This window comes from Tepidimonas charontis (genome assembly GCF_007556685.1).
Classification (GTDB): Bacteria; Pseudomonadota; Gammaproteobacteria; order Burkholderiales; family Burkholderiaceae_C; genus Tepidimonas; species Tepidimonas charontis.
The window spans coordinates 1-12,274 of sequence record NZ_VJON01000057.1; the positions used below are offsets into that span (position 1 = coordinate 1).

The 12,274-nt window shown below is 66.9% G+C and carries 20 protein-coding genes; 18 read left to right on the top strand and 2 right to left on the bottom strand.

Annotated features, from left to right (window positions below; translation table 11 throughout):
- The first annotated feature begins 279 nt into the window (after positions 1-279).
- From Tchar_RS12405 to Tchar_RS12455, 11 genes are all read left to right on the top strand, one after another.
- Positions 280-987, top strand: a complete 708-nt coding sequence (locus tag Tchar_RS12405; protein WP_201739365.1) for a phage antirepressor KilAC domain-containing protein — start codon at positions 280-282, stop codon at positions 985-987.
- A complete protein-coding gene (locus Tchar_RS12410; RefSeq protein ID WP_144329319.1) occupies positions 984-1,943 on the top strand; it encodes a helix-turn-helix domain-containing protein in 960 nt (319 codons plus the stop codon). Before Tchar_RS12405 ends, Tchar_RS12410 begins: the two co-directional genes overlap by 4 nt.
- Complete coding sequence (locus tag Tchar_RS12415) at positions 1,940-2,401, top strand: hypothetical protein (protein ID WP_144329320.1); 462 nt, start codon at positions 1,940-1,942, stop codon at positions 2,399-2,401. Before Tchar_RS12410 ends, Tchar_RS12415 begins: the two co-directional genes overlap by 4 nt.
- A 265-nt stretch (positions 2,402-2,666) precedes the next feature.
- Positions 2,667-3,110, top strand: coding sequence for a DUF1367 family protein (locus Tchar_RS12420; RefSeq protein WP_144329333.1), 444 nt, complete (start codon positions 2,667-2,669; stop codon positions 3,108-3,110).
- A 17-nt stretch (positions 3,111-3,127) separates the two neighbouring features.
- Complete coding sequence (locus Tchar_RS12425) at positions 3,128-3,754, top strand: hypothetical protein (RefSeq protein ID WP_144329321.1); 627 nt, start codon at positions 3,128-3,130, stop codon at positions 3,752-3,754.
- A complete protein-coding gene (locus Tchar_RS12430) occupies positions 3,751-4,020 on the top strand; it encodes a hypothetical protein (RefSeq protein WP_144329322.1) in 270 nt (89 codons plus the stop codon). Before Tchar_RS12425 ends, Tchar_RS12430 begins: the two co-directional genes overlap by 4 nt.
- The gene (locus Tchar_RS12435) at positions 4,017-4,481 is read left to right on the top strand and encodes a putative PDDEXK endonuclease (protein ID WP_144329323.1); all 465 of its coding nucleotides are present in this window, start codon (positions 4,017-4,019) and stop codon (positions 4,479-4,481) included. The genes Tchar_RS12430 and Tchar_RS12435 overlap by 4 nt, the downstream gene beginning before the upstream one ends.
- Positions 4,481-4,915 (top strand): DUF7201 family protein, encoded by a 435-nt coding sequence (locus Tchar_RS12440; protein ID WP_161595530.1) that lies wholly within the window; start codon positions 4,481-4,483, stop codon positions 4,913-4,915. Before Tchar_RS12435 ends, Tchar_RS12440 begins: the two co-directional genes overlap by 1 nt.
- Positions 4,912-5,139 carry a glycoside hydrolase family protein gene (locus Tchar_RS12445; RefSeq protein ID WP_201739366.1) on the top strand — a complete coding sequence of 76 codons (228 nt, stop codon included), beginning with the start codon at positions 4,912-4,914 and terminating at the stop codon, positions 5,137-5,139. The genes Tchar_RS12440 and Tchar_RS12445 overlap by 4 nt, the downstream gene beginning before the upstream one ends.
- Positions 5,136-5,642 (top strand): hypothetical protein, encoded by a 507-nt coding sequence (locus Tchar_RS12450; protein WP_144329325.1) that lies wholly within the window; start codon positions 5,136-5,138, stop codon positions 5,640-5,642. Before Tchar_RS12445 ends, Tchar_RS12450 begins: the two co-directional genes overlap by 4 nt.
- Positions 5,642-6,118 (top strand): helix-turn-helix domain-containing protein, encoded by a 477-nt coding sequence (locus tag Tchar_RS12455; protein WP_132963578.1) that lies wholly within the window; start codon positions 5,642-5,644, stop codon positions 6,116-6,118. Before Tchar_RS12450 ends, Tchar_RS12455 begins: the two co-directional genes overlap by 1 nt.
- A gap of 5 nt (positions 6,119-6,123) precedes the next feature.
- On the opposite strand, the gene Tchar_RS12460 is transcribed toward Tchar_RS12455, so the two are convergent.
- Both Tchar_RS12460 and Tchar_RS12465 read right to left on the bottom strand, forming a co-directional pair.
- Positions 6,124-6,519: a type II toxin-antitoxin system HicB family antitoxin gene (locus tag Tchar_RS12460; RefSeq protein ID WP_132963579.1), complete on the bottom strand. Its 396-nt coding sequence runs from the start codon at positions 6,517-6,519 to the stop codon at positions 6,124-6,126.
- Positions 6,520-6,533: 14 nt separating this feature from the next.
- Positions 6,534-6,716, bottom strand: coding sequence for a type II toxin-antitoxin system HicA family toxin (locus tag Tchar_RS12465; RefSeq protein WP_132963580.1), 183 nt, complete (start codon positions 6,714-6,716; stop codon positions 6,534-6,536).
- A gap of 60 nt (positions 6,717-6,776) precedes the next feature.
- Between Tchar_RS12465 and terL the strand changes: the two genes are divergently transcribed.
- From terL to Tchar_RS12500, 7 genes are read left to right on the top strand one after another with little or no spacing between them, the layout of a single operon-like run.
- Positions 6,777-7,982 carry a phage terminase large subunit gene (gene terL, locus Tchar_RS12470; RefSeq protein WP_144329326.1) on the top strand — a complete coding sequence of 402 codons (1,206 nt, stop codon included), beginning with the start codon at positions 6,777-6,779 and terminating at the stop codon, positions 7,980-7,982.
- Positions 7,979-8,488 (top strand): hypothetical protein, encoded by a 510-nt coding sequence (locus Tchar_RS12475; RefSeq protein WP_144329327.1) that lies wholly within the window; start codon positions 7,979-7,981, stop codon positions 8,486-8,488. The genes terL and Tchar_RS12475 overlap by 4 nt, the downstream gene beginning before the upstream one ends.
- Positions 8,475-9,998, top strand: a complete 1,524-nt coding sequence (locus Tchar_RS12480; RefSeq protein ID WP_161595531.1) for a phage portal protein family protein — start codon at positions 8,475-8,477, stop codon at positions 9,996-9,998. The genes Tchar_RS12475 and Tchar_RS12480 overlap by 14 nt, the downstream gene beginning before the upstream one ends.
- Complete coding sequence (locus Tchar_RS12485) at positions 9,991-10,194, top strand: hypothetical protein (RefSeq protein ID WP_144329329.1); 204 nt, start codon at positions 9,991-9,993, stop codon at positions 10,192-10,194. Before Tchar_RS12480 ends, Tchar_RS12485 begins: the two co-directional genes overlap by 8 nt.
- Before the next feature lie 3 nt (positions 10,195-10,197).
- Entirely contained in the window at positions 10,198-11,421 is a 1,224-nt protein-coding gene (locus tag Tchar_RS12490) for a phage head morphogenesis protein (RefSeq protein ID WP_144329330.1), read from the top strand.
- Positions 11,418-11,654: a hypothetical protein gene (locus Tchar_RS12495; protein WP_144329331.1), complete on the top strand. Its 237-nt coding sequence runs from the start codon at positions 11,418-11,420 to the stop codon at positions 11,652-11,654. The genes Tchar_RS12490 and Tchar_RS12495 overlap by 4 nt, the downstream gene beginning before the upstream one ends.
- 5 nt (positions 11,655-11,659) lie before the next feature.
- Positions 11,660-11,917 carry a hypothetical protein gene (locus Tchar_RS12500; protein ID WP_144329332.1) on the top strand — a complete coding sequence of 86 codons (258 nt, stop codon included), beginning with the start codon at positions 11,660-11,662 and terminating at the stop codon, positions 11,915-11,917.
- Positions 11,918-12,274: the final 357 nt, after the last annotated feature.

A 12,274-nucleotide genomic window follows, 5' to 3' on the forward strand; every position in this document is an offset into this window, starting at 1 on the left:
CGATCCTGCTCCAGCCACCCCCAGCGCCGTCGATGACAAGACGCTCAATGCGCGGGTGGATGACATCCTCAAAGCGCGCCAAGTCAAACAGCCATGGTGTCCCGGCCCTGAGCACCCCTGGCGTCGTCTCTTCAGCGCTCCGCCCTCATGGGCTGGCCCATGGGCCAGCCCATGAGGACATACCTTCGGCGTCAAACCGGACATTTCTAACTTGCTCAGAGGGCGGACATTTCTACTTTGCCTTGACACCTGCGGCCGTTCGAGTTCGAGGGGCGCACTGTGCGCGTGGTCACGGACGACCATGGCGAGCCGTGGTTCGTCGCGGCCGACGTGTGCGCCGTGCTCGACATCAGCGACGTCAAGCAGGCCGTCGAGCGCCTGGACGACGACGAAAGGGGGGGGTGCAATGTACCCACCCCCGGCGGCGTGCAGACGGTCAGGGCGGTCAACGAGCCTGGCCTGTACAGCCTGATCCTGACCAGCCGCAAGCCTGAAGCCAAGCGCTTCAAGCGCTGGGTCACGCACGAGGTGCTGCCCGCCATCCGCAAGACTGGCCGCTACGAGCACGCGCCGCAGTTCGCCATCCCGCAGACGCTGCCCGAGGCGCTGCGGCTGGCCGCTGACCTGGCCGAGCAGAAGCAGGCGCTGGAGGCAGAACTGGCCGTGGCGCAGCCCAAGGCGCTGGCGCTGGAGCGCATCAGCGCAGCCGACGGCTCGGTGTGCATCACCAACGCGGCCAAGGACCTGGGCATCCAGCCCAAGCGCCTGTTCGCGTGGCTGTCGGAAAACCTCTGGATCTACCGCCGCGCCGGCGGCAGCGGCTGGGTCGCGTACCAGCACCGCATTCAGTCCGGCCTGCTGGAGCACAAGGTCACCACCGTCGAGAAGAGCGACGGCACGGCCAAGATGGTCGAGCAGGTCCTCGTCACCCCCAAGGGCCTGGCGCGTCTGGCGCAGGTCTTCAGCAGCGCCAAGGAGGACGCATGAGCATCAAGCTGGTGTCGATGGCATGGGAGGCCGCGCCACTGTCAGGCAGCGAATTGCTTTGCCTGCTGGCGATGTGCGATTGGGCCAACGATGATGGAGGAAGCCTGCACCCATCCATGCAGGCCATCGCTAGGAAGATCCGCGTCAGCGAAAAGCAGGCGCGGCGCATCGTCCAGGGCTTGGTCGAGGCCGGCTATCTGACGGTCGTCGGAAACCCGCACGGAGGCGCGCCTGGCAGCACCAAGCAGTGGGTCATCAATGTGCGCAAGCTGAGGGAACTGGCCGCTCGGAAGCAGGCCGTCGCCGATGCGACGACTACCGTGTATGGGACCCCTCCCACCGGTGTCCCTGACCCCTCCCATGGGTGTCCCTCGACCCCTCCCATGGGTGTCACCCCTCCCGTGGATGGGACCCCTCCCACCGGTGTCCCTGACCCCTCCCATGGGTGTCCCTCGACCCCTCCCACCGGTGTCCCTGACCCCTCCCACCGGTGGGAGCCAAACCGTCATAGAACCGTCAATAGAACCGTCAATGAACCGTTAGTAGAGCGCGCGTGCGCGCGCGCAGCCACCGATCCGCCGGACGATGTGGACCAGCAGGTGTTTGCCGACTGGCTGGCGGTGCGCCGTGCCAAGCGCGCCGGGCCGGTCACGCCGACCGTGCTGGCCGGCATGAGGCGGGAGGCCGCCAAGGCTGGCATCGGCCTGCAAGAGGCCATCGCGCACTGCTGCGTGGCTGGCTGGCAGGGATTCCGGGCCGACTGGTATCTGCGCGACCGGCAGCCGGTGGCCAGGGGCACCGCAGCGGAGAGCTACGCCGAGCGTGAGGCGGCCTACAAGCGCCGCCGGTTTGAGGAGATGGCCGGCCGCCGGCCCGCCGCCCAGGTCGTCGAGGTGGACGCCATGGAGGACGTGCTGGCCGTGCCCATGATCGGACGTGAAGGGGGAACCCGATGAGCTTGCCCGTCAAAGCCGTGGACCGGCTGTTTGAGCGCCTGGCGCTGACCTACGGCGCTGCCTGGATGCGTCAGTGGGAAGGGCTGGACGTGAACGACATCAAGGCCCTGTGGGCGCACGAACTGGCCGGCTACGCCAGCCGCCTGGACGCGATCGCCTGGGCGCTGGAGCATCTGCCGCCGCGATGCCCGAACATCATCGAGTTCAAGGCCCTGTGCCGGGAGGCGCCGCGACACGAGCCGCTGCCGCTGCCAGAGCCGCCCGCAGACCCGGCCCGCGTCAAGGCCGAACTGGCGAAGCTGGGGCACAAGCCGCCCAGTGAGCGCGCCAGCGGCCCCGTCACGGTGGACCACAAGGCGTGGGCCAAGCGCATCATCGCCCGCCACGAGCAGGGCGAGAAGATTCGGCCGATTTCGCTGCGCATCGCCCGCGAGGCGCTGCGCATGGGGGGAGCGTGAGGGATGCCATGCCAAGCCTGCGCGTCGTTCACGGCCAACCGCGCATCTGGCGCGTACAGCCTGCGCTGCCTGCACTGCTGCGCGCGGCTCATCAAGTCGGCGCGCCCGCTGCGGAGGCTTCAGGAGGGGCATATCGCCGCGCTGAAGCGTTTTCACGGGGCAGCATGGCCGGATGTGTGGCCGGAGATTCAGCGGCTGCTGAAGGAGGCGTCAACTACCCCCGACTGAAGTCGGGGGCTTCCGCGCGGGTGATGCTGTGAAGGTGATGCTGCTAAAGACCGACAAGGGCCTGCGTGGCTCAACGCCTGCCGACCAGGATGCGTGGGCCAAGTTTCGACGCAAGCTGGAGACGATGAAGCCGGGCACATGGTTGCGCATGGAGTGGGCCAGGCCAAGGAATGGCAGGCACCACCGAAAGTTCTTTGCCCTCTTGCAACTGGTGGCCGAGAACAGCGAAACCTACAACACCACTGAGAAGGCTCTGGTGGCCGTCAAGCTGGTGACGGGTCACTTCGACTTGATGGCTCATCCGGAGACCGGCGAGATCATGCAGGTGCCTCGTTCGATCAGCTACGACTCGATGGGCCAGGACGAGTTCGACAAGTTCTACTCGGCCGCGATTGACGGCGTGCTTCAGCACATCCTGCCCCACCTAGACAAGGAAAAGGCAGAGCGCTTGATCGACATGATTGTGGAGGGTTGGTCGTGAAGACGAGAGTGATTGACATGACGGGATCGAGGGCTGGTCGCGTGACGGTTCTTGCCTTTGCTGGCACCAAAGGCAAGAATGCCTATTGGAGTTGTGTGTGCGACTGCGGAACCAGGTTCGTGACGCAAGGCCGACATCTTCGCAGTGGGTCAACGAAGTCTTGTGGATGTTTTGGTAAGGAGCAGCGAGCCCTTGCCACATCCAAGGCAAAGACCAAGCACGGCAAGACCGCTGGCGGCAACTCTCGTGTCTACCGGATTTGGTCGAACATGGTAAGCCGCTGCACCAACCCGAATTTCGATGCGTACCCGTACTACGGTGGACGCGGAATCAGTGTGTGTGACCGATGGCGGCTCTTTGAAAACTTCCTCCAGGATATGGGCGAGCCAGGCCCCGACGAAAGTATTGACCGCATTGATCCGTCAGGCGACTACGAGCCCGGAAACTGTCGCTGGTCATCCAAGATTGAGCAGGCGAACAACACGCGCAAAAACAAGGTGCTAGAGATTGATGGCACAAGGATGACCGTGGCCGAGTGGTCGAGGCAGCCTGGTGCGTGTGCCGCCAAAACGATTTACGAAAGGCTGGAAAGAGGTTGGGATTCCAGGCGCGCAGTTTTTGCACCGTTGAGGCGCGCCGCATGAACAACAAACTCTCCGCCATCGAGCGCCGCCACCTGGCTCGGGTGAAGAACCTGCCGTGCAGCGTGTGCGACTCGCCGCCCCCTTCGGAAGCTCACCACCTCGAGCAGGGCCTGCAATTCACCTGCGTCGCCCTGTGCGCCGAGTGCCACCGTGGCCCCATCATGGGCCTGCATGGCCAGCGCCGCGCCTGGGCCATCCGCAAGATGGACGAGATCGACGCCCTCAACACAACCATCCGGAGACTGACTGAGACATGGGGAGCATGAGCCGGGAAAAAGGCAAGCGCGGCGAGCGCGAGGTCGCCGCCATCATCAGCGACCTGCTGGGGGTAAGCGCCAGCCGCCGCGTGCGCCAGCACGACGGCGACAGCGACATCCTGGGGGTGCCTGGCTGGACGATCGAGGTCAAGCGCTGGAGCCTGCTGGTGCCGCACGAGGTCAACCGCGCCTGGGCGCAGGCGGTGGCGCAAGCCCAGCGCGATGGCGGCATTCCGGCGCTGTTCTTCCGCGCCAACTACCAGCCGTGGCGCGTGATGTGGCCGCTCTCAGTGCTGCTGACGATGCAGTCGGCCGACATGTGGACCGATCCGCTGTGGGCCGCCACCACCAGCCCCGAAGGCTGGGCCGCCGCCGTGCGCGAGTGCTGGATGCATGAACACGTTCAGGCCGACGCCACGCATCCGCTGCAGCCAGCATGCGGGCTGCTCAAAGTGGAGGAACCTGCGTGATGGAGCCAATCCCGGCGTCTGAGTGGGAGCGTTACAACCGTGGTGCGCTCGACATGATCGTACATAAAGTCGGCAAGATCGATGTGCTCGTGGAGGCCACGCGAAAGCTGGAAGAGCAGCACTCGCGACTTGAGTTGTCTATCACCAAGATGGCCGACGCGGTGACGAAGCTGACCGTGATCGAAGAGCGCCAGACGCAGGACCGCAAAGAAATGGCCGAGATGCGGTCCATGCTGGCCGAGATGTCACGCAAGCATGACACCAGCATAGAGCGCGTCATGCAGGCCGTCGAGCGGATGGAGGATCGCGTGGGCGTGCTCGAAAAGGCCGAGCCGATGAACGCGCAGGCCAGGCGCTGGATGTTCGGCGCGCTTGGCCTGCTGGCGACGATCTTCATCTACGCGCTGGCCAACATCCTGGGGCTCAAGGGATGAAGCTCACCGCGCGTCAGTGGGGTGGCATCGGGGCGACCGCCGCGCTGGTGGCCGCGCTGGCTGGCTTCGAAGGGTACCGTGAGCGCAGCTACGACGATGGCGTCGGCGTGCAGACGGTGGGCTTTGGCACGACTCGCCACGCGGACGGGCGGCCGGTGCAAAAGGGCGACCGGACGGACCCTGTACGGGCCGAGTACCGCATGTGCATGGGGGAGCAGCCGTGACCCCGTGGCCGCTCATCATCGCCGCCGCCTGCACCGCTTTCGGCGCAGCCGCAGGCTACCGCTACGCGCAGGCCAAGGGGCAGGCGGCGCTGGCCGCGTGCGAACAGGCGCGGGCCGAAGACTCGGCAGCCGCAGCAGCAGCCACGGCCGCGCTGATGAAGCGCGCCGAAGACGCTGAAGGCCGGGCCGCCCGCAGCCTGGCCGAAGCCCGCGCATCCGTCAACCGTCGAATCCAGGAGGCCAAACGTGAAGCTTACGAACTGGCTGGCAGCGGCTGCGGCGTCTCTGGCGCTCTCCGGCTGCGCCTCAACGCCGCCATCGGTGACGTGCCCGCGGGTGCCGGCCATGCTGCTGGAGCCGATGCCAGCGCTGCCGCCGATTCCGCCAGCGAGCGCGAAGTAGCGCAGTGGGTGCTGGATGCCGTGCAGCGCTACGAGGAGTGCCGCGCGCGCATCGAAGCCATTCGGCAGTGGGATGCCGCCACGCACGGGGAGGAGCGCTGATGCCGCGTCTGTCTGCAGACCAGTGGGAGACGATCCGCGCCGAGCGCGAGGCCGGGGCGAGCTTTCCTGAGCTGGCCGACAAGTACGGCGTCAGCCACCAGGCCATCCAGAAACGCGCCAAGGCCGAAGGCTGGGGCGACGGCACGGACGTCGCCGGCGCGATCCGGCGCAAAGTTGCAGAAAAAGTTGCAGGCGTGGTTGCAGCCTGCAACCAGAAAAAGAAGGCCGAAGCCATCGACGCGGCCGCCGAGCGCGGCGCGGAGGTGGTGCGCAGGCACCAGGCCGAGTGGGAGGATCACCGCGCGCGCTTCGGCAGCGTGCCGGCCGACTTCGAGGACGGCAAGCTCGCCAAGATCAGCGCCGAGATGCTGCGCATCCGCCAGGAAGGCGAGCGCCGCGCCTGGGGGCTGGATGAGGCCGCCGGGCAGCCGGCCATCGTCATCGAGCGCAGCTACGGCGGGGGTCGTGCGGCATGAGCCGCCTAGCCGCGCATGGCCTGCTGCGCCGCCTGGGCCAGAAAGCCCGAGCGCGTCATGCCGCGCGCGCGCGCGTACTCGTCCACGCGCGCCAGCAGGCGGCGCGGCAGGGTGATGTTGATCTTCTCGGCCTTGCCGTCAAAGCGGGCCGTGTCCACCTCCACCAGCGCCCACACGCCGCCAGCGTAGTCTGGGTTGCTCACGTGCTCGGAAAGCGGAGACGGCTGCGGAACTTCGCCGCCGTCTTCGGTGAGGCCCTCCAGGTGCAGTTCGATGGCCTCCACGACGTTTTGCAACGCCTGCTCCAGCGTGTCGCCTGCCGAGAAGCAGCCCGGAAGGTCCGGCACCGTCACGCCGTAGCGCACGCCGTCGTCGGTGTGCAGCACCACGGGGTACTTCATCGCGTCGTCCTCCATCACTTCCAGCCGGCCTGCCGCTTGATGCTGGCCAGCGTGCCTTTCGGGATATCGCCGTCAGGGTGCTTGACGGTCACCAAGCCCGGCTTGTCCGGGTGTTTGAACTGGTGGTGCGAGCCTTTCACCCGGACCAGCACCCAGCCATCGGCCTGCAGACGCTTGATGACCTCCTTGCTGTTCATGGTGGGTATTGTACCCACTAACACCAGTCAGTCAACACCATACCCACAAACCTGCCCCGCATGACGCGCATCCTCATCCCCCCCATCGCCCTGCACGGCGGCCAGCAGCGCATCATGGAAAGCCCGGCGCGCTACAAGGTCATCGCCGCCGGGCGGCGCTTTGGCAAGACGCTGCTGGCGGTGGAGTGGCTGGCGCTCATGGACGGCGGCGCCATCGACGGCGCATCGGTGGCGTTCTTTTCCCCGACCTACAAGCTGCTGGCCGACGTGTGGGCGGACTTCGAGCGCACGCTGCGGCCCGTCACCCGCAAGGCCAACCGGACCGAGCAGCGCATCGAGCTCATCACCGGCGGCAAGATCGACTTCTGGACGCTCGAAGACCCCGACGCCGGGCGCGGGCGCAAGTACCACCGCCTCGTGATCGACGAGGCCGCTCACGCCCGCTATCTCAAGGAGGCTTGGGAGCGGGCCATCAGCCCGACGCTGACCGACTACCAAGGGGCAGCCTGGTTCATCAGCACGCCCAACGGCCTGAACTACTTCTACGAGCTCTTCCAGCGAGGACTCGCCCCGGCCTACCCGGACTGGGAGAGCTTTCACATGCCCAGCAGCACCAACCCGCATCTGCGGCCAGAGGAGATCGAGACCAAGCGGCGCGAACTGCCCGATCTGGTGTTCCGGCAGGAGTACCTGGCCGAGTTCGTCACCTTCGGTGGCGGCCTCATCAAGCCCGAGATGCTGGTCATGGGCGAGTGCCAGCCGCATCTGCGCCCGGTGCTGGGGGTGGACCTCGCGATTTCCGAGCGCGACGGCGCGGACTACACGGCCATCGTCGCGATGGCGCGCGACCCTGACACTGGCATCGTGTACATCAAGGAAGTCGAGCGCTTCCGCGCGGGCTTTCATGAGGTGCTCACGCGCATCAAGGCCGCAGCCGCGCGGCACAACCCGTCCATCGTCGCCATCGAGCAGACGCAGTTCCAGGCCGCCGTGGTGCAGGAGCTGGCCCGTACCACGACGCTACCGGTTCGCGGCGTGCGGCCCGACCGCGATAAAGTGACGCGCTTTGCGCCGCTGCTCACGCGCTTTGAGCAGCGCCTGGTGCGGCTCGACCCGTCCGGATGCCCGGCAGCCTTCCGAGATGAGTTGCTAGCCTTCCCGGACAGCGCCAACGACGACATGGTGGACGCGGCGAGCTACGCCTTTGCGGCGCTGGGCATGGGGCAGGGCGGCTACGTGGCCGCAGGCGGGAGGGTGTTCCGATGACGCAGCGGGTGGCGGGCCTGACGATGCTGGCCGAGTACATCGGCGATGAAGCAACCGAGAAGCTGCGCGCGGCCTTCGGCGGCTGCCAGGTCAAGGTGCCCAAGACGCGCGCGGGCTCGTGGTGGCAGAGGCTGGTGGAGACGCTGGGCGAGCGCGACGCGGCCGATTTCTGCGAGGCCTTCGGCGGCGAGACGGTCTACATCCCGCGCAACGCTGGCGAAGAGCGCGACGCCATCCGCCGGCAGGTGCGCGACATGCTGGCGGCCGGGATGACGTACCTCGAGATCGCGCGCACGCTGACATGGACGGTTCGCTACACCGAACGCGGGCTGCGCAAGATGATGGAAGCCCGCTGCGCTGCGGCGGCGCGGCGCGCGGATGATCCGCGGCAGATGAGCCTGCTGCAGCACGATGCGCTGCGAGACGCCATGTTCTTTTCGGCGGAACGCGTTCCTGCCGACGCGCGGCTCACCGCGGCTCACCATGCCGGCCATGGCGATATCTGACCGCATCAAGGGCGACGCCCTGCCAGCCTTCGGCTCATCCAGCGCCATCGAGCGCATGCTCGCGCGCTTTGGCTGGCTGGCTGGCGGCGACTACGACGATCTGCTGCAGCAAATCGGAATCGGCCGCACGAAGCTGCGCGCGCTGCTGGCGGACGACGAGATCAGCGCGGCGGTGGAGACGCGCCGCCATGCCTGCATCAACACGCCGTGGCGCGTGGAGCATCCGCAATCGCGCGCGCGGGCGTTCTTGACCGAGGCGCTGGAGCCGCACGCGCACGCCATCATGACGGCTGCGTGGGACGCGGTGCTGTTTGGCTACGCGGTGCAGGAAGTTGTGCTGCAGGAGCAGGGCGGGCGCATCGGCATCGCGCAAACCGTCGCCTGCCCGTTCGAGTGGTTCGCCGTCAAGCCGGACGGGACGCTCTGGTGGCGCGACGATCAGAAGCCAGCCGAAGGCGGCTTCATCGTCACCGTGCACGAGCCGAGCCTGCGCAAGCCGATGGGCGAGGCGCTGCTGGCCAAGGCCTACTGGCCGTGGTTCTTCCGCACGCACGGCTGGCGTATGTGGGCCAAGTTCCTGGAGCAGGCGGCCGTGCCGCTCATGTACGGCACCACCGATGCCGCCGACAAGCAGCCATTGCTGGATCTGCTGCGCACGCTCTCCAGCGGGCCGGTCGCGGTCATCAATAACACCGACACGCTAAAGGCGCTGGACCAGCCCGGCAACAGCCCGAACAAGTTCGCCGAGTTCGAGACCGCCATCTGCCGGCGCATCCAGCGATTGATCCTTGGGCAGACGCTGACCAGCGGCACGGATGGCGGCAGCGGCAACCGGGCTTTGGGCGAGGTGCACGAGCGCGTGCGCGACGAGAAGCGCCGCGCCGATGTGCGGCTGGTCACCCGCGCCCTGCAGCAGGTGGCCGACATCCTGGCCGACGTCAACGGTCTGCCGCGCGGCACCATCGTGCTGGAAGACCCGCACGGGCTGGAGCGCGAGCGCGCCGAGCGCGACGAAATTCTGGTCAAGGCCGGCATGCTGCGGTTCACGCGCGCATACCTGGAGGAGAAATACGGCCTGGAGTCGGACGATTTCGAGGAGCTGCCAGCCGCCGAGGCCGCTGCGATTGCCGACGTGGGCGCAGGCGGCATCGGGCGCGCCAGCCAGCCATCCGAGACGGCCGCCAGCCTCGTGACGCTGGCCGAGAAACGCCCGGACAGCACCAAGCCAGACCGCCGCCGCTTCACCGCCGCGCAGCAGGCCATCGAGGACGAGATCGAGCGCACGCTCGTCAACCTCGGCGGCGGGCCGATCGCGCCGGGCGCCATCGCCAGCGCCATCCGCGCGGCCAAAGACCCGGAAGACCTGATGGAGCGCCTGGCGGTCGTCCTGGCCGACGCCGACGACCGCACCTTCCGCCAGACGCTGGAGCGCGCGATGTTCGCCGCCGAGATCATGGGCTATGCGGCCGCCCAGCGCGAGGCACTGAGCGATGGCATGAAAAATGGCTGATGATGCCGACCTGACCGACGCGCGTCTGGAGCGCGAGATGGCGGCCATGATCGAGCGCGTGCGCGTCAAGCCGCGCGAGGCTGGGCCATACACCGGCTACTGCTACTGGTGCGGCGAGAATGTGCATGCCCCGAAGCGCTGGTGTGACGCTGATTGCCGCGACGAGTGGGAGCGCCAGCAGCGGCGAGGAGCGTGACGCATGGCCGTCAGAATCGACTTCGATGCAGATTTCGATGAGCAGGTGGCGCAGGCGCGCGCGCAGCGCGTGATGCTGCCTGAGGAGTTCTACCGCCTTCCTGCAGAGAAGCGCGCGCTGGCCTTTACCGCCTCAGGCCTTGCAAGGCTCGATCAGGTGCAGGCCGTGGCCGACGCGCTGGCGAAGTTCCAGGCCGACGGCGGCACGTTCGATGACTTCCGCAAGTGGGCCGCCGGACAGGACTGGAGCCTGCCGCGCCACCGGCTGGAGACGATCTACCGCAACGCCGTGCAGGCGGCCTACATGGCCGGGCACTGGCGGCGCTTCGATGAGGTCAAGGACGACCTGCCCTATCTGATGTACGACGCCATCAACGACAGCCGCGTGCGCCCGTCGCACCTGGCGATGGATGGCGTGATCCGGCCGGTGAATGACCCGCTGTGGAAGCGCTGGACGCCGCCCTGCGGCCACCGCTGCCGCTGCACGCTGCGGCAGGTCTCGGCGCGCGAGGCGCAGCGCAGGGGCGGCGTGACGCAGAGCATCCCGGCCGAGGCTGTGCCGGATGAGGGGTGGGGCGGCGATCCGAGGCGGTGGGGGGAGACTTTGGATCGGGTGCGGGCCGACAAGCTGGCCAAGGCCCACCCGGCGCTGGCCGCCGGCTACGAGCGGGCAATGCGCCAGCCACAAGGGCTGTTCACCGACTATGACGCCTACGCGCCCTTGGTGGTGCCAGACACCTCTACCGCTGCCAGAGCCGCCGCCGTAGAATGGGAAAAACGGATCCGTCACGAGCCCATCGAGCACGGCATCAGCATCTCGGCCTCTGGCACGCTGATCCTGAGCAAGATCGGCCAGGCTGACAGGGTGGCCTACTCGGATGCCGAGATGGCCTTGATGCGAGGCAGCACGTTTACACACAACCACCCGAACGGATTGAGCTTTTCCGTGGCGGATTTCAGGATGGCGGTTCAGCATGATTTCGCGGAGCTGCGCGCGGTGACGCCGGCGTTCAGGCACATCATGACCAGGCCAGAGCATGGATGGCCGTCCCTGATCGCCTTTGAAGGCCATCGATCGGAGGCGGCCAGGCAGGCGATTTTGGCGGTGCGCGACCTGATGGTGTCTGCCGGCATGCACCCGCGCTACGCCGAGATGGAGGCGACCCATCAATTCTGGGTGTTCGTCGCCAAGCGGTTCGGCATCGGCTACACGAGGGAGAGGTCATGATCGATGATGAAACGCTGCGCCGCTGGGGCCGCGAGTTTGACCGCGACGAGCAGGCCGTGCGGGAGTCTTACCCCAACACCTTTTACGACGGCGAGCAGGACGCCCTGAGGCGTCTGGCGCAGAAAATTTCCGGCGAGATCAGCCGGCAAATCGAATCCGACGGCGGCTTTGAGGCGTGGCGTGCCAGCCAGCAGGCGCGCGCAGAGGCCGCAGCGTCGGTGACCGGAGGTTGACGCTCATGGATCGTATGGCGGCTCCATCTCCATCCATACCGGCCTCGCGCATCAAGGGGCTGCGCATTGTCTGCCGCCGCTGCGGCGTGGAAATCATGCTGCCGATCACGGCGCGCGAGTCTCCCGGTCAGTGTTTCAACTGCGCCAGCCGGTTTGCCGATGGCGGAGGCATCGTGTCCGCTTTGCGAGAGCTGAAGTGGCTGCACGACATGGACGGCAGCGACAACACGGCAGTCGGTTTCTGGATCGATTCCAACCCGTAGCCGCCATCTGTTCCGCCTCAACGCCTCAGCCAGAGCGCAAGCCTGCTGGGGCCTTTGATTTTGGCCCCTTCCTTGGTGAACCCGTTCTGCCGTGCAAATAGAAAGCGCCCCGCCGGGGATCTTACCGTCCTACTCCGCCCCACAAGGGGTTCAGACAGCCCAGCCGACCACGGGGCGCTTCGTCAGTATACGGGAATTGCTGCGCGGCGCCAAGCTGCAAGACGGGCGCGTGTAGAAGCAAGATAGTAATGTCCGCTTCCGGCAAAGTAGAAATGTCCGCTTGTTGGTCTGGAAGCGGAGGGCTGGGTGGACAAGCGCATCGAGATGAGCGAGCGGGAGATCGAGCGGCTCAAGGTG

What these genes read in the sequence shown, in the direction of transcription:
- Tchar_RS12410 (WP_144329319.1), top strand. Translation starts at nt 984, where the DNA reads ATGAGCATCAAGCTGGTGTCGATGGCATGGGAGGCCGCGCCACTGTCA.
- Tchar_RS12415 (WP_144329320.1), top strand. Translation starts at nt 1,940, where the DNA reads ATGAGCTTGCCCGTCAAAGCCGTGGACCGGCTGTTTGAGCGCCTGGCG.
- Tchar_RS12420 (WP_144329333.1), top strand. Translation starts at nt 2,667, where the DNA reads ATGCTGCTAAAGACCGACAAGGGCCTGCGTGGCTCAACGCCTGCCGAC.
- Tchar_RS12425 (WP_144329321.1), top strand. Translation starts at nt 3,128, where the DNA reads ATGACGGGATCGAGGGCTGGTCGCGTGACGGTTCTTGCCTTTGCTGGC.
- Tchar_RS12430 (WP_144329322.1), top strand. Translation starts at nt 3,751, where the DNA reads ATGAACAACAAACTCTCCGCCATCGAGCGCCGCCACCTGGCTCGGGTG.
- Tchar_RS12435 (WP_144329323.1), top strand. Translation starts at nt 4,017, where the DNA reads ATGAGCCGGGAAAAAGGCAAGCGCGGCGAGCGCGAGGTCGCCGCCATC.
- Tchar_RS12440 (WP_161595530.1), top strand. Translation starts at nt 4,481, where the DNA reads ATGGAGCCAATCCCGGCGTCTGAGTGGGAGCGTTACAACCGTGGTGCG.
- Tchar_RS12445 (WP_201739366.1), top strand. Translation starts at nt 4,912, where the DNA reads ATGAAGCTCACCGCGCGTCAGTGGGGTGGCATCGGGGCGACCGCCGCG.
- Tchar_RS12455 (WP_132963578.1), top strand. Translation starts at nt 5,642, where the DNA reads ATGCCGCGTCTGTCTGCAGACCAGTGGGAGACGATCCGCGCCGAGCGC.
- Tchar_RS12460 (WP_132963579.1), bottom strand. Translation starts at nt 6,519, where the DNA reads ATGAAGTACCCCGTGGTGCTGCACACCGACGACGGCGTGCGCTACGGC.
- Tchar_RS12465 (WP_132963580.1), bottom strand. Translation starts at nt 6,716, where the DNA reads ATGAACAGCAAGGAGGTCATCAAGCGTCTGCAGGCCGATGGCTGGGTG.
- terL (WP_144329326.1), top strand. Translation starts at nt 6,777, where the DNA reads ATGACGCGCATCCTCATCCCCCCCATCGCCCTGCACGGCGGCCAGCAG.
- Tchar_RS12475 (WP_144329327.1), top strand. Translation starts at nt 7,979, where the DNA reads ATGACGCAGCGGGTGGCGGGCCTGACGATGCTGGCCGAGTACATCGGC.
- Tchar_RS12480 (WP_161595531.1), top strand. Translation starts at nt 8,475, where the DNA reads ATGGCGATATCTGACCGCATCAAGGGCGACGCCCTGCCAGCCTTCGGC.
- Tchar_RS12485 (WP_144329329.1), top strand. Translation starts at nt 9,991, where the DNA reads ATGGCTGATGATGCCGACCTGACCGACGCGCGTCTGGAGCGCGAGATG.
- Tchar_RS12490 (WP_144329330.1), top strand. Translation starts at nt 10,198, where the DNA reads ATGGCCGTCAGAATCGACTTCGATGCAGATTTCGATGAGCAGGTGGCG.
- Tchar_RS12495 (WP_144329331.1), top strand. Translation starts at nt 11,418, where the DNA reads ATGATCGATGATGAAACGCTGCGCCGCTGGGGCCGCGAGTTTGACCGC.
- Tchar_RS12500 (WP_144329332.1), top strand. Translation starts at nt 11,660, where the DNA reads ATGGATCGTATGGCGGCTCCATCTCCATCCATACCGGCCTCGCGCATC.